This window comes from Streptomyces sp. NPDC056296 (assembly GCF_042268605.1).
GTDB lineage: Bacteria > Actinomycetota > Actinomycetes > Streptomycetales > Streptomycetaceae > Streptomyces.
Genome location: NZ_JBHJRX010000075.1, coordinates 1 through 14,063 on the forward strand (window position 1 = coordinate 1; position 14,063 = coordinate 14,063).

Here is a 14,063-nt window from a genome sequence, read left to right on the forward strand (position 1 = left end):
CTCCGGCGGATAGTTCTTCATGACCACGAGATGTCCGTCCTCAGATCCTCAGGATCCAGTGTCTCGTGTGTCCAACATCAGGGGTCAAGGCCCGTCCAGATCCATGCGCAGTTCGGCTGTCCGGATGGCCGCATGGCTCCCCGGGCGGCCGAGCGCAGCGAGAGTCTCCGGGTCGTTGCCTTCAAGCCACGCAGTTATCCGGCCCCACGCCTCTCTCACGTCTCCTGTCCTGTGCGTCGAGGTTCCGCTCATGTGTGATCTCCACCCCGGCAGGATGCGCATATACCTGGAGCAGGCCCGCCTATCTCGCTGGCTCGCAGAAAGCGATGCCCGGTCTCCCGGACTGTGAAGTCGTCCTCTCGGCGAGGCGACGGCAGCTGATGGTTCATTGGAGAACCGTATGCGGGCACGGTGACAGTGACTGACACGGAGCGCGTTTCTGCGGAGGGTCTCGCCTCGGGAGGCGCCTCGATCCAAGCGAGCTCGGGGTGCCTGGTTTCGGGCAGGGACGGAGTGAGTAACACCTTGGACTCGTACCCCTTAACCGGTCTAGGCACCGGCATACTCGGGTCATGGGGAGACGCGACGGGGTGCGGAGTGGAACGGCTGGAGGGTGTCTGCTCAACGGTTGTCTGGTTGTGCTCGTGCTGCTTCTTGTGTGCATCATCGGACTGTGGTTCTGGGCGGCAACGGCGGACGACCGCGCCGTGGGAGAAGCCCGTGCTGATCTGCGGAGTGGTGCTGAGACCCGGCAGGAGAGGCTCGTCGGGGCGGTGGCCGACGGCGTGCTGAACGACAGCGAGATCGCTCGGGTTTTCCCTCGTGGAAAGCCAGCTCAGGGACTGATCAAAATCGAGCGGCACGGTGCTGACGTCACAGTGACGGCAGAGCTACTGGGCGTCGGGCCGGGGTTCTTCCTCACCAGCGAGACACTTGTGACGGGGTGCTTCACCTTCACCGTCATACCGGATGAGCGCGGCCATTGGGGGTCTGAGGTCATCATCAGGGAACTGGCCGTGGAGAACGAGCCGCAGTCCGCGTGTACGACGGCAGGAGTGCCGTCTCCCAGCGTCTTCCCAAGCCGCTGATGAGGGGTGCAGCTGGGGCGATCAGCCGAAGCGCTGACCCGGGAAAGACCGTGAGCCGTCCCATGACGCACTGAGGACAGGGCGGTCCACGTCCTAACGTCAACCTCGCAATGGCCCGTATCCCGACAGAACGGTGACGATGCGACAGCCCTCTCTCCCCCTTTCTCGTCGCAGACGGCCGCTCCCACCTGCAGGCCTGTTCTCCTTGCTCAACACCGAGCCTCGGTGGTTATCCACAGGACACCCGGCGTTGCCGTCACCGAGTGAGACGATCACTGCTTGACTGAGCGAGACAGGGAGTAACGAAGTGTCACTTCCAGACATGTTGAAACCCTTGGGCGCAGCCCTGGATTCGACGGACCGGGCCCAGGTCATGGCGGCCGCGTGGGAAGCCTTCGCCGTGGCCGAAGAGGTCGCGGACGCCGTCGCCTTCGAGGAAGGCGGCGACGAGCTTCAAGCCCTGATCGCCGCGCAGGCGAGCGCGGCGGGCCGGAGTCTGTTGCCGCTGCCCGGGTCCGGTCACCCCGTCGATGTGCCGCCTCTGTCGCCTGGAGCGAAAGGGCTCGCCCCGTACGTGGAACTGCTGCGTCACGTCCAGGCGACCCTGGAACACGCGGCTGCTGAGCCCGGGACGGACGAAGACGGCCGGGCGGCCGTGCGGGAGGCTGCCGGCAAGGCCGCAACCGCCGCCGGGGCGCTCCTGGCCACTCGGGAGCGGTAGGCATGCCCACCACGCTGGGAGAGCTGAGGGAAGCCGCCAACCGCAACCTGCGCGAGGTGGTCTCCAGCACCTTCATGCCGGACGATGCCCGAGAACAGTCCGTCGTGGTGCGACTGCTGGCCGAGCTCGTCAGGCACCTGCAGACCACACTGGACGGCGCCGGGGAGCGACCCCGGCGGGCGAACCCGGGGCCTGCCACCCACCTGGCCACCGCCCAGAGCGCCCTGCGCCGCGCAGCCGGACGATTGCCCGCTCTCGATGACGAGATCGCCGCCCTGCACCACGACACTCCCCTGGCCCGTGCGGTACAGGCTGCGGCCGCCGTCCAGGACCTCATCGCCAGCCACCGCGGGCGGGACGGCGTCCCGGTGACTCCGTACGCCCTGGCATTCACCGAACGACCCGCCCGCGCCTACCTGGTGCACTGCTCGGCGGACCTGGCGTGGGGAGCAGCCCGAGTGGCTCAGGCGCTGGGAGAGGCTGTCACCAGTGAGGCCGTCGCGGTGCAGCTGTACGTCGCACGCGGAAGCCTTGACCATGCCTCGGTGTTCGGCCGCGCCGCCGACGGACAGAAGAACCAGGCCATTGAGGCGTTCCCGCTCGTGCCGCCGCTTGATCCACGCCCGGCTCTGCCCACCGATGCGGCCGGAAGCATCTCCGCGCATCTCGCCGACGACTGCGAGCGCCTGTCCCGGGTCGCCTTCGAGGCCCTGCACAGCCGCGGAGAGCCCGGCTTGAGCGGGTCCGACGTGCAGCAACTGGCCCGCTGGCGTGCGATGAGTGATCTGCTGTCCGGCCGTCTCCTCCTCCACGCCGCCGCGTACACCGATCAGCACACCGCCGAGGCATTGCGGGAGTCCGCCGGCCGGCTGCGGACGGCGGCACAGGCCTGGCAGCAGACCGCGGCGCGATGGCACCGGGTCGTCGACCTCGCCGATCCCCGCGTGCACCCGAAGCTTCCGCTGCCCAGCTACGACCTCGCGCGCAGCGGCCAGTTCACGCGGATGCCCAAGACGCCACCGCATCCTGCCCTGCTCACCGCACACGCGCACGCGACACGCATCGGGCAACTGCTGTACGGCATGGCCTGGAACCCGGAGACGCCGGGCCGTCCGGTCCAGCGGAACGCCCGCGAGGTCCTTGCCGACGTCGGAGGCATGGCAGGGCTGACGCAGGCGCTGTACCGGGTGGCGGCGACCGGGTGGCAGCTCGCTGCGGCCATGCCCGCCACTATCCGGCACGTCGAATCCACTTTGGTCACCGACAGCATCGATCACCGGCCCTCGGAGGCCGTGCATCGCTTCTATCCTCTGCCCAGCCACCAAACGGGACGGCTCACGGAGCGCTACGAGCACGTCATGGAGGCTGAGCAGGCGGCCGCCATCAGCATCCTGCGCACGGCGCCCGACACGGGCATGGACACCGCGCGTGCCCGGCTGGACGCGACCGCCCACAAGCAGATCCGGTCCGGTCAGCCGTGGCTGCCCGTCGACATGGCGGCGGAACAGCAGCCGGGGACCACGCAGCCTTCGGCCCGGGCTGCTCGGGCACGGTCGACCACAGTGGCCAAGACGTCCCGACGACCGGCCACGGAAGGCACTTCCCCGTCACACCTACGCGAGGTACCAGGGCAGCAGCAGCCCCAACGGAGCCGAAGCCGCCGTCCATGACCTCGATGCCAACCGAGCCGACCCGCCGCCCAGGCGTGACGTCGGCCTCGTGCCGGGCTGCTGATCCGTAGACTCCGCTGGGCGGGCAGGGGGCCTCCTCCCGCTCTCGGCCTGTCTGGAGGACCTCATGACGCTCCCGTCCACGGGCTGGCACAAGAGCAGCTACAGCACCGACTTCCAGGAGGCGTGCGTCGAGGCCGCCGTTGCCGCGGGCGGCACCGGCGTACGTGTCCGAGACAGCAAGAACCGCGATCGTCGTCCGTTCTCCGTCTCCGCCCGTGCCTGGAGCAGCTTCCTGAACGCGCTGCACGCCGACGGCGTCTGACCTGCCAGCCTTGTGGCGTTCGCGGCGGGTCTGAGCCCGCCGCGGGCTCTCACTGCTCCTCCATCGTCCAGGCGCTGGGCACCAGGCCGGGCAGCCGGTGGTTGATCTGGTGCTCGCCCTTGGTGCACCCGGTGAAGGGTCCGCTGGAGCTGCGCAGCTCGCGCAAACACGGGTCCAGGTGGTCGCGGTGCCAGACGCTGGGGCCGGTGTAGCCGCAGGTGGCGGGGTCGGTGAGTTCCTGCCAGGCCAGCCAGCAGGCGTGGAGGCGGGCGACGGCGACCGGGTGCTCGAACCAGAGGTGGCACCAGCGGGCGTCCGCGCTGGGCTCGGCGAGGTAGCCAGGCACGAGGACGCCTTCGACCCACTCGATCAGGGCCCGCAGCTCGTCGTCGTACACCGGCGGGTCGAGCAGCAGGATGAACGGTGGGAACTTCCAGGCGTCGTCCTCGTCGTCGGACGTCTGGACGCCGGCGTCCGTCTCGTCGTCCTCGAAGGCCTCGCCCGGGTCGGCGTCGGCGCCGCCAGTGAGCGTCCTGACCTTGGCGGTTAGCGCGGTGACTTGGGCTTTGAGGTCTTCGAGGTCCTGGAAGAGGCCGACAGGGACCTCGAAGTCAGGGGCGCCGTCATCGGTCACGTCGGGCCGCCTTCCTCTCCTCGTGCGCGAGGACGGCCCGCCCAGTGATGGCCTTCTCCTCGGCCTTCATCTGCGGGCCGATGTGGGCGAGTGCCTTCTCGGCGTACCAGGGGCGCAGGGAGATCTGGGCGACTGGCATGCCGGTGGACATCAGCAGGGCGGTGCCCTTTTTCATCGCGCGGATCTCTGCGGGGTCCATGACCTGCTCGCGCTGCTCGCCGACGCTGTAGGAGTAGCCCTCCTTGGACTTGGAGTAGGAGCCCCGGTCGACGAAGTGGGCGCCGGTGAGGGTGGAGACGTCCTGAGCGAACCTCGCGTCGTCGAGGCCGACACCGATCAACTTCTTCGTGGCCGCACTCCACATGGCGTCCATGCCGACCTCGCCCCACGCCTTCACGCCCTGGCGGTAGCTCTGCAGGATGACGTACGGGGTGATGCCGCGGGAGCCGAGGTGGGAGTACAGGTCGGGCAGATCGGCGATGCGGCAGATGTTGGCGGCCTCGTCCAGGACCGCGCGCATCGGCTCGGGCAGGCGGCCGCCGTGGCGTTCGCCGGCTTCGGCGGCGGCGGTGAACACGGAGTCGGCGAGGGCGGCGACGACCGCGCTCGCCGGGCCGCCCTTCTTGGACAGCAGGTAGAGGGTGTCCCGGCTGGTGGCGAAGGCCTCGGGGTCGAAGCGGGGCCGGTCCCTGTCCGGCGTCACCCACGCCAGGACGCGCTCGTCGCGCAGCGCGGACACGGCGGTCCGCGCGTTCTGGAAGATTCCGGACTGGGTCTCTTCGGCGATGTTGATGCTGGATTCGACCTGCTCGGCGAGGACGGGTTCGTGGTCGTAGAGGATCCGCATCGGGGCCTTCTCGCGCGGGTCCGCGAGCCACTTCATGACGTCGCGGACGGTGCCGCCGTCGTGGTATGCGGCGCGGAACAGGCCGACCAGAAGGTCACCGGCGGCTTGGCTCCAGAAGGGGTCGGCCTGATCGCTGGTGATCTGGGTGACGAAGTGGGAGGCGAGGCGCTCGGCACTCTCCAGCGTCTCCGCCTGCGCGATCATGTCCCACCACATCTCTCGGTGGGTCTGGGCGACGCCCTGGGTGTCGAGAATCCAGGCGTGACCGACGCGCGAGCGGGAGGCGAGGGTGGCGGCGTAGACGTCGGCCTTGTTCGACGTCATGAGCAGGCCGGCCGGGGCCTCCTCGGCCACCGGGATCGCCAGCGAGGTCGACTTGCCGGCGCGGGGCGCCATGATGGCGACGTAGGTGTCCTCGTCCGATCCGCGCAGCTCCACCCCGGAGGGCAGGTGGTCGCCGAGGAGGACGCCACGGTCGCGGGCCGGGACGTCCTTGGGCTTGATCCCCTTGAGTGAGGTCCGCAGGCGGGTGGCGGTGCGGGCCGCGGCCCTCGGCGCGAGCTCGCGCACCTGGTGCAGGGTGGCCAGGCTGGAGGGGTTGCGGAACCAGCGGAACGCCCAGCGCATGCCCCACACGATGAGGCCGGCGACGGCGCCGGCGACGAGGGCGGCGCCGATCGCGGAGGCGGTCTGGGAGTGCGCCCACACGCCGGACCAGTCAGTGGCCATGCGGTAGACGGTCAGAGGGGAGGCGGGGGCGGCCTCGTCGCCGGTGAGGACCGCGCCGGCGGCGGCCCCGGCCCAGCCGGCGGCGGACAGGGCGACGGCCCCGCCGAACACGAGTCCGCCGAAGGCCCAGGCGCGGTCGGACTCGGTCATCATCGGCCGGCCTCCCTGGTCGATACCCGGCGCCGGTTGGTGTCCGTCCTGTACAGCCGCTGCTCGGTGGCGGTGAGTTCGAGCGCGGCCGCGATGCCCGGCCGCGTGCCCAGTTTGATCAGGTACTTGCCGCGGCCCGGGTGCCGGACGCTCTCCTCCTCGACGGGCCGCTCGTTGTCCTGGTCATAGGTGGTGGGGTCGATGTCCAGGCCGGTGGACGTGGCCGACGCCCAGGAGCTGACCATCATCACCTCCTGCTCGGTCAGCATCCGCTTGCCGGTGACGCGGCTCAGCTCCTCCGTGGTGGAGGCGCCCAGCACCCACGTGTCGCAGCGGTCCATCAGGCCCCTGGCCTTGGCGCGGTCCATCTCGGTGGGCAGGGCCTCGACGTCCAGGAGGGAGTGCGTCACGTAGATGGTGACGTCGTCCGTGGTGCGGTTGAGGCGGGAGATCGCGTCCATCGCGTCGACCAGCCCTGGGCCGGAGCGCAGCGCGCGCCACATCTCGTCCATGGGCAGAACCAGCTTGCGGTCCATCAGGCCGATACTGCGGGCGGAGTCGATCGAGCTGTACGTGTACGCCCACGTCGCGATCATCCCCGCGCTCACGACGTCGTTGCCGCGGGCCCGCAGGGCGGAGATGTCCACCGAGACCGCGGGGGCGTTGATGTCGAGCGGCGTGGTCGTCGGCCCGTCGAACAGGCCTCTGAGGGGGCCGCCGACGAGGTTGTCGAGCCCGGCGACGACGGATCGGGTGAGATCCTTGTAGCGCTCGCCGTCGGCGGCGAGCTTGGCCCGCAGCTCCTTGGGGGCGGCGCGCAGGACGTCCACGACGTCCTTGACGATGGGGTCGCTGCCCGACGCCTGGACAGCGGAGGCCACCTGGACCGCGGTGTCGAGCGCACTGCGCTCGATCTCGTCCGGCGCCCGGCCCAAGCCGTGCTTGGTGGACAGCAGCGCGACGAGAGTCTCGAGTCGACGGCCGTTGAGGACGTCCAGCAGGGCTTCGCGCCGGTCGGCGGGCAGCGACCGCACCCGCCCCTTGAGCGGGCCGGAATCCAAAGGGTTGATACGGCCGATGCCGTCACCGATGCGCACCACGGATCCGCCCAGCTCGGCGATCAGGGTGGAGTACTCGCCCTTGACGTCGCCGGGCACGCACACCATGTGCCCGTACGCGGAGTACACCAGGCAGACCCTTTTGACCAGCGCGCTCTTGCCCGCGCCGGGCTGGGACATGACCCACACGCCCGGGTTGGTGGTGAGCTTTCCCGTCCATCCGCTGGGGTCCATGGCCACCAGTTCGCCGGTCAGCACGTCCCGGCCGACCGGCACGCCGCGCGGCGGCAGACCGGAGCCGAGCAGGAACGGGTAGATGCCGCCGGCCTGCGCGGTGGGGCCGGTGTAGACGGTGCCGGAGTCCTCGACGGGAACGCGACCGCCGTAGCGGCCGCCCCATCCCAGGCGCGGGGCGAACCGGTCGCGAAGCCGCTTCTGCTGCCGGCGCTCCTCGCGGGTCGGAGCCTTGTCGGCCACCGGGGCCAGACGCTTCGGTGACGCCATCTCAGGCAACTTGGGCTTGCGTGCCATGGCTCAGTCCTTCACGAGCGGGTTGTAGCCCAGCGGAATTCCGGCGGCGAAGACCGCGGCCTGGGCGCCGTAGGCGGGCCGCATGCGGATACCGCGGGTGGCCTTGACCGCCCGTTCCAGCTCCTGTCGGGCAAAGGGCAGTTCGTCGGCGCTGCGGGCGGTGACGGTCACCATCAGCGTCCAGTCCACAACCTGCGAGCCGCCGGCCACCTGCGCGGCCGCTTGCTCGGCACGCTGTGTGTCCGCCCGCTGGGACCACTTCGAGCGGCCCTTGACCTCGGCGGTCGCCTGCGCGCGCTGGTAGGCGTGGGAGATCTCCCGCTCCAGCACCGCCTCGCCCTCGTAGGGGTCCAGCACCCGGTAGGCCAGGGTGATCCGGCGCTGGAACCGTCCCGGCGCGAGCAGCGGCAGCAGCACGCTGTAGGCGATGGGGCGGCGCGGCATCTCCCGCAGCACCCACGAGATGGACACGCCGCCGTCGTGCGCGTACTCCTCCCAGCCGTCGTCCGCGGCCAGCGGTCCGCACTCCGACCAGGACAGATCCGCGAACTCGGCGTCCCGGGAGTTGAACACGGCCGGATCGTAGGCGGACCGCACCAGGCGGCGCAGGTCCACGTCGGTGGCGCGCCGCTCGATGTCGGTGCCGGTGCCGGACAGGTCCAGGGAATCGACGACCTTCAACGTCTCGGCGACCTGGTCGGACAGTTCGGTGGGCGGGTTGGCCGACGCGGTGGGGTCGACGGTGACGCTCATCCACGGTGCGACGCTGGCGGTGGCGTGAGGTGTCGTGCGCACCAGCTCGTTGACGATCTGCTGGGCGAGCCGCGGGGCGTTCGGGTCCTGACGGGCCCGCACGTCGTCGCCGAGGGCCTCCCCGGCGCCGGGGGTGATCTGGATGGTCACCGACGCGCCTTTGACCTGGTCGTCGGTGGACATGGCGTCCAGGACCGACGACCAGGTGCGCAGGCTGCTCCGCACGGTGCCGGTCGGTGCCATCAGACTGCCGCCCGGCGCGAGGAGGGTGGTGACGGTCATGTGACCGCCGGCCCGGTCGTGGACCACTCCGACGCTCTTGCCGGTGGTCGGGTCGTAGGCCTTGATCAGGGTGGAGGACGCGCCGACGCCCGGCAGGTCGAGTGCGTAGGGGTGGGGCAACAGCACTCTGCGGTAGGAGGTGGCGTCCACGCGGGCGGCACGCCGCCACGACATCCTGGCCCAGCAATAGGCCAGGGCGGGCATGCCGTGACGGCGGGAGGCAGCGAGCGCGAGCAGGGCGAGGGTGACGGGGATGGTGACCAGAAGGGTGACCGGCGCCTGGGTGCCGATGACGCCCTCCGCGACCAGCACCATCGCGCCCACCATGGTGGCGCCCTTGGACAGCCCGCCGAAGCCGTAGCTCTTGCGGGTGCGGAATCCGTCGACCATGAGGGCCCCCGGAACCTCGTGCTGGGTGCTCACCGGCGGTCGTCCCCGTTTCCGATCTGTCCGCTTGCGCCCTGGACGGTGTTGTTGACGCCGTCCAGGACCTGGATGGCGATTCCGGCTCCGCCCGCGGCGGCACCGGCTCCGCCTGCTGCGGCCGCGGTGCCTCCACCGCCGGCCGTACCGGCGCTCCGGCCGCCGCCTGCTCCGGCTGTGCCTGCTCCGGCACCGGCTCCCTGGGCTGCCGCGCCCTCTCCCGGAGGGGCCTGGCCGGGCACGGGCGAGCGGTTGGCGTTGCGGGCCGCCTGGTTCTGGGCGTCGTTGTCGTTGGCGCCCTGCCCGGTGCCCTCCCGGCCGTCGGGTCGGTTCTGGCCGCCCATGGACTGCTCGACGTAGCGGGCGTACTCCAGAGGGGTCATCGGGCTCACGCCGTCACCACTGTCCTTGCCGTCCTTGTCGCCCTTGTTGAAGAAGTTTCCGGCCGCCGAGAGCGCGCCGCCCATGCCGCCGGAGGCCATCCCGCCTCCGACGGCCTCGCCGAACGGAGCGAACAGCCGCGTCAGCGGGCCCGGCGCGAGGATCGCGAGGATGAGCGTGGCGCATCCGCGCAGCCATTCCGCGAGGGTCTGGGAGTGGCCGAACTCGGCGAAGCCGACGCAGACGATGACGGCGAGAATGGGCTTGTAGGCGATCACCACGCAGATGGCGGTGATCAGGCGGGGCGCCCACTGGCGGGTGGTGTCTCCGCCGACGCGGCCGCCGCCGGCCACCGGCAGCAGCAGGCACAGGATCGGGATGGCACTCTGCCGCAGGAAGATCAGAACCAGCTGGATGAAACCGACCAGCAGCAGGATCGCGACGATGCACAGCATGGTGACCGGGTTGGACACCGCCGCGGGGACCATGGCCGCCACGATCGTCTCGTAGGCCTTGCCGTCGTCCTCGAAGGTGGCTTCGACCAGTCCGGCCGTCATGACGTCCCCGGCGATCACCAGCAGGGCGATCATCGCGACGCCGACGGCGGACAGGAACGTACTCTCCACCCATCCGAGCATGGCCCGTCCGAGGTGCTTGGACTGGCCGGTGAGGGCTATTTTGCCGATCTGCCACATGGCCCCGGCTGTGGCGATCACCAGCCCGAGCCAGGTCAGCATGCCCGCCAGGGTGGCGTCCTTCCCGAACAGGCCGGTGGCCTCGAGGTCCAGCGACGGTCCCAGCAGAGCCATCGTCAGCACCTTCTTGATGACCCACTTGACCACGTCGGCGGCGGTGTTGATGACATCGCCCAGTACGCTCTCCCAAACGTTGTTCCAGGCCTCTTCGACCTTCTTCTCGCTGACCTGGCCGACCGCATCGCATCCGCCCCAGCCGGTCAGGCTGCCGGGAGTTCCAGGTTTCTTCCCCCCTTGGTCGCCGGGGAGGATCGTGCCGAGGACGGGGCCGGTGGCGACCCGGCAGCCACCTTCGAGCGCGTCGCTCACCGGCCCGTCCGCCCGGGCGGTCTGCGGCGCGGACACCGACACCCCGAGCACGGCCACGAGCACCAGCAGCAGGGCCGCCAGCCGGCGCCGGATCACGAAGCCTCCCGGATGGCCGTCCATCCGGACGCGTTGAAGTCGGCGTCTCCCGGCGCCACGATCTTCGGCTCCTGGCCCTTGTGCAGACCATCCAGCGCGCGCTGGGTGGCCGCTCCGGACAGGTGCCAGTCGCCGCCCTCCCACACCACGGCGTTCAGGATGCGGCCGTAGGCGATGGACTCCTTCTCCATCTCACCGGCCTTCTGCGCCGTCCGGAAGAGCAGCCACGCGGCGATCTCGTTCTCCGACCTGCGGACGACCTGGTAGCCGATCACGGCGCTGCGCACATAGGCACCGGAGGGCAGCGGCTCCCCCGCCTCCACGCCCATCTCCTGGTGCAGGGCCTTGTCGGTCTGGATCGCGGCGAGCTCGATCTGCTCGGCGTTCTGGTCGCTCCGATCAGCCCTGGCCACGTAGGAGTGGTAGATCCGCAACTGTTCGTCGACCGAGTTCCGGCTGCCCTCGATACTGGTGGTGTTGGCGGCCGCCGCCATCGCGACGGCGCCCTCGGCAGTGTGCGGGAATCCGACTTCGCTGCCGCGCATGTCGGTGCGCTCTCCGCCCGGCAGGGCCGTCCAGCGGTCCGGCTCACTCCAGTCGTCCGGCGGCCTGTAGCCCGGCTTGGGACTGGCCGAACCGGAGGCGGAGGCACTCGTGCCGCCCTTGCCCGTCGGACCCGTGTCGCCGTCGTCCCCGCTGAGGATCGCGTAGCCCGTCAGGGCGAGCACAGCCGCGAGCGCAACGCCCGCGATCCACGTGCCCTTGGTGTTCCATGTACCCCTGGTCCGTGACACGTCCGTCGCCCCTAGCCCGCGATGCCGTTGAGGACGGTGATCAGACTTCCGGCCAACAGAATCGTCGCCACCCCGCCGCCCATCCACTTGAACGGCTCGGACCCGCCACCGTGGCGCGACTTGTCCGCCACAGCGAGCTTGTAGACCCCGAAGCCCGCGCCCCCGGCACCCGCCAGGATCAGAATCCACAGGCCGTAACCGAACAGCTTGGAGACGGGGCCGCTGAGTCCGGGGATCTTCGTGGGCTCGGCGCCGGGGATGATGCCGGCGAGAGTGACCGCCTCGTGGGCCATGGCCAGGTACATCGTTCAGTTTCCTTCCATCTGGTGCCGCAGCTTCTCGGCCGCGACCCTCACGTCTTTCTGCTCCAGGGCCTCGTCGGCGCTCTCGACCGTGCGGAGCACCGGCAGGTACGGCACCCGCGTCACGCCCGCCAGCCGGCTCTGAAGGGCGCGGACGCGGTAGCGCGCCGCCGGAACGGGCCTGGCCGGAGCATCCGAGACCAGCACCAGCCACGGACGCGGCAGGCCGCTCGTCCAGGCGCGCAGCATGTACTCCACACAGCTCGCGCCGTACACGGTCGTCTCGGCCAGCAGCACCGGAAGAGCCCCGTACGGAATGGCCTCGTTGGGGTGCAGCAGGCGGGCGGTGCCCTCGCTTCGGGGATCGAGCATCCGGGACACGACCGCCCCGGCGATGCCGTACCCGTGTACTGGAATCAGCGCGTACCGGAGCCCAACCGGTGCACTGACCTGCGGGGTTGTCACCCCGGGTGGGGTCATCACGTCACAACTCCCCCCTGTCTGCATGTGTTTCGGCCCGCCGCGATCTTGGGTTGTGGGACTACAGAGGCTAGCGTGATCAGTCGGCAACAGTGAGTAGCGATTTTGCGACGGCGAAAGGGTCGGATGAGCAGTGGTGCTGTACGACGGTTCCGGGACCCGCGCTCTGCGACTGCGGGCCGGGGTCTTTGTCGAAGACCTGGCCACCACCGCAGGCGCCAGCCCCAACACCGCGCGCTACGCCGAGAACGGCAGTCATGCGCCACGCCCCCCAGTCGCCAACGCCATCGCCCGGGCTCTGGGAATTCCGGTCAGTGAATTCCACCGGCGTGAGCGGCTTTCACCCCTACGCGACGGCCGTTGGCGGCGCGGCCTCGCCCAGGCCCGAACGGGAGCCCGTATCGGCGTCGTCCGCCAGCAGGTCTCCCAGGTCGAGCGAGGCGTCGCGGGCGTGCGCTCCACCGCCCGGCCCGCCGCGTACGCAATGACGCTCGCGCAACGAACGAGCGCCCACAACGCGGCTCGTGATCTAGTACGACATCTAGTACGACATCTAGTACGACGGAAGGTTGCCGCGCAGGCACGCCGACGCGGCAAGCAGTCAACGGGGGGGATCCGACGCGTGAAGGTGCTCGTCAGAGCTGCCGCCGCGGTGGTCGTGGCGTTCACGCTGACGGTCGTCGGCCTGGTGGCCATGGTGCTCTTCACCGACGATGCCGAAGCTGTCGAAGTGTCCGGCGGAGACGGAGCAGGCGGCCTCAAAGGCGTCCCGGAGGAATTCCGCACCTGGATCCTCAAGGCCGCCGAGGAGTGCGAGCAACCCGAGCTGACCCCGGCGCTGCTCGCCGCGCAGCTGTACCAGGAGAGCCGGTTCGAGACCCGGGCCCGCTCCCACGTCGGCGCCCGGGGCGCCGCCCAGTTCATGCCCGGCACCTGGGCGACCTGGGGCCGGGACTCCGACGGCAACGGCGAGGCCTCACCCTGGGATGCCGGCGACGCCGTCATGGCGCAGGGCCGCATGATGTGCTCGCTGATCAAGCAGGCCAAGAGCTCCGGATACGGCGGTGACGCCCGGTCACTTGCCCTGGCCGGCTACAACGCCGGCTGGGGCGCGGTCGAGAAGTACCGGGGCATCCCCACGTACGCCGAGACCCAGAACTACGTGAAGATCATCCTCTCGACCATGAAGCGGTTCGAGGGACCAGGCCGCCTTCGGATCGAAGGCTCCGGCTCGGGCCCCGACGCCCTGCGCAAAGCCGCCGGACGCCTCGGCACCCCCTATGCCTACGGCGGCGGTGGGCCGCAGGGCCCCTCCCGGGGGTTCTGCAGCGGAGGCGGCGGCTACCGCGGCGGAACCTGCGTCGCCGACGACACCGTCGGCTTCGACTGCAGCTCACTCGTGCAGTACGCCTACTGGCCCGACCTGAAGCTGCCGCGCACCGCGGCCGCCCAGTACGGCGCCACCTCCGACCGCGCCGTCTCCCGCCGGAAACTCAAGCCGGGCGACCTGCTTTTCTGGAGCCACGGCGGATCCGGCGCGATCTACCACGTCGCCATGTACGCCGGAGACGGCAACGTCCTCCACGCCCCCCGCACCGGCAAGACCGTCGAACTCGTCCCCCTGACCACCGCCATGCCCGACACCGACTACTACGGCGCCACCCGCCCCTGACGAGATCCGGAGACCGCATGAGTTTCGCCATGAGCAACGAGTACGGCGGACCGCCCGTGCCGG

At 70.2% G+C, this 14,063-nt stretch carries 13 protein-coding genes and 1 pseudogene; 6 read left to right on the top strand and 8 right to left on the bottom strand.

Going from position 1 to position 14,063, the window contains the following annotated elements:
- Positions 1 to 572: 572 nt before the first annotated feature.
- The 4 genes from ACFCZF_RS36345 (at position 573) to ACFCZF_RS36360 (ending at position 3,804) form a co-directional block, all read left to right on the top strand.
- Positions 573 to 1,088 (top strand): hypothetical protein, encoded by a 516-nt coding sequence (locus ACFCZF_RS36345; RefSeq protein ID WP_376675271.1) that lies wholly within the window; start codon positions 573 to 575, stop codon positions 1,086 to 1,088.
- Between the two features lie 322 nt (positions 1,089 to 1,410).
- Positions 1,411 to 1,809: a hypothetical protein gene (locus tag ACFCZF_RS36350; RefSeq protein WP_376675272.1), complete on the top strand. Its 399-nt coding sequence runs from the start codon at positions 1,411 to 1,413 to the stop codon at positions 1,807 to 1,809.
- A gap of 2 nt (positions 1,810 to 1,811) precedes the next feature.
- The gene (locus tag ACFCZF_RS36355; protein ID WP_376675273.1) at positions 1,812 to 3,479 is read left to right on the top strand and encodes a hypothetical protein; all 1,668 of its coding nucleotides are present in this window, start codon (positions 1,812 to 1,814) and stop codon (positions 3,477 to 3,479) included.
- Positions 3,480 to 3,606: 127 nt separating this feature from the next.
- Positions 3,607 to 3,804, top strand: coding sequence for a DUF397 domain-containing protein (locus ACFCZF_RS36360; RefSeq protein ID WP_376675274.1), 198 nt, complete (start codon positions 3,607 to 3,609; stop codon positions 3,802 to 3,804).
- Between the two features lie 49 nt (positions 3,805 to 3,853).
- Here the strand turns inward: ACFCZF_RS36360 and ACFCZF_RS36365 are convergent, their stop codons facing one another.
- The 8 genes from ACFCZF_RS36365 to ACFCZF_RS36400 are packed head-to-tail and all read right to left on the bottom strand — an operon-like array spanning position 3,854 to position 12,220.
- Positions 3,854 to 4,438, bottom strand: coding sequence for a DUF4913 domain-containing protein (locus ACFCZF_RS36365; protein ID WP_376675275.1), 585 nt, complete (start codon positions 4,436 to 4,438; stop codon positions 3,854 to 3,856).
- Entirely contained in the window at positions 4,428 to 6,167 is a 1,740-nt protein-coding gene (locus ACFCZF_RS36370; RefSeq protein WP_376675276.1) for a type IV secretory system conjugative DNA transfer family protein, read from the bottom strand. The genes ACFCZF_RS36365 and ACFCZF_RS36370 overlap by 11 nt, the downstream gene beginning before the upstream one ends.
- Positions 6,164 to 7,753 carry an ATP-binding protein gene (locus tag ACFCZF_RS36375; RefSeq protein WP_376675277.1) on the bottom strand — a complete coding sequence of 530 codons (1,590 nt, stop codon included), beginning with the start codon at positions 7,751 to 7,753 and terminating at the stop codon, positions 6,164 to 6,166. Before ACFCZF_RS36375 ends, ACFCZF_RS36370 begins: the two co-directional genes overlap by 4 nt.
- A gap of 3 nt (positions 7,754 to 7,756) precedes the next feature.
- Positions 7,757 to 9,211: an SCO6880 family protein gene (locus ACFCZF_RS36380; RefSeq protein ID WP_376675278.1), complete on the bottom strand. Its 1,455-nt coding sequence runs from the start codon at positions 9,209 to 9,211 to the stop codon at positions 7,757 to 7,759.
- Positions 9,208 to 10,776, bottom strand: coding sequence for a hypothetical protein (locus tag ACFCZF_RS36385; RefSeq protein WP_376675279.1), 1,569 nt, complete (start codon positions 10,774 to 10,776; stop codon positions 9,208 to 9,210). Before ACFCZF_RS36385 ends, ACFCZF_RS36380 begins: the two co-directional genes overlap by 4 nt.
- On the bottom strand, positions 10,749 to 11,546 hold the full coding sequence (locus tag ACFCZF_RS36390) for a hypothetical protein (protein WP_376675280.1): 798 nt from the start codon (positions 11,544 to 11,546) through the stop codon (positions 10,749 to 10,751). The genes ACFCZF_RS36385 and ACFCZF_RS36390 overlap by 28 nt, the downstream gene beginning before the upstream one ends.
- Positions 11,547 to 11,557: 11 nt before the next feature.
- Positions 11,558 to 11,851, bottom strand: coding sequence for a hypothetical protein (locus tag ACFCZF_RS36395; RefSeq protein WP_376675281.1), 294 nt, complete (start codon positions 11,849 to 11,851; stop codon positions 11,558 to 11,560).
- A gap of 3 nt (positions 11,852 to 11,854) precedes the next feature.
- The gene (locus ACFCZF_RS36400) at positions 11,855 to 12,220 is read right to left on the bottom strand and encodes a hypothetical protein (RefSeq protein ID WP_337308002.1); all 366 of its coding nucleotides are present in this window, start codon (positions 12,218 to 12,220) and stop codon (positions 11,855 to 11,857) included.
- A gap of 244 nt (positions 12,221 to 12,464) precedes the next feature.
- Between ACFCZF_RS36400 and ACFCZF_RS36405 the strand changes: the two are divergent.
- Both ACFCZF_RS36405 and ACFCZF_RS36410 read left to right on the top strand, forming a co-directional pair.
- A pseudogene (locus ACFCZF_RS36405) lies at positions 12,465 to 12,638 on the top strand (helix-turn-helix transcriptional regulator); the annotation flags it as partial.
- Positions 12,639 to 12,950: 312 nt separating this feature from the next.
- A complete protein-coding gene (locus ACFCZF_RS36410; RefSeq protein ID WP_376675297.1) occupies positions 12,951 to 14,000 on the top strand; it encodes an NlpC/P60 family protein in 1,050 nt (349 codons plus the stop codon).
- Positions 14,001 to 14,063: the final 63 nt, after the last annotated feature.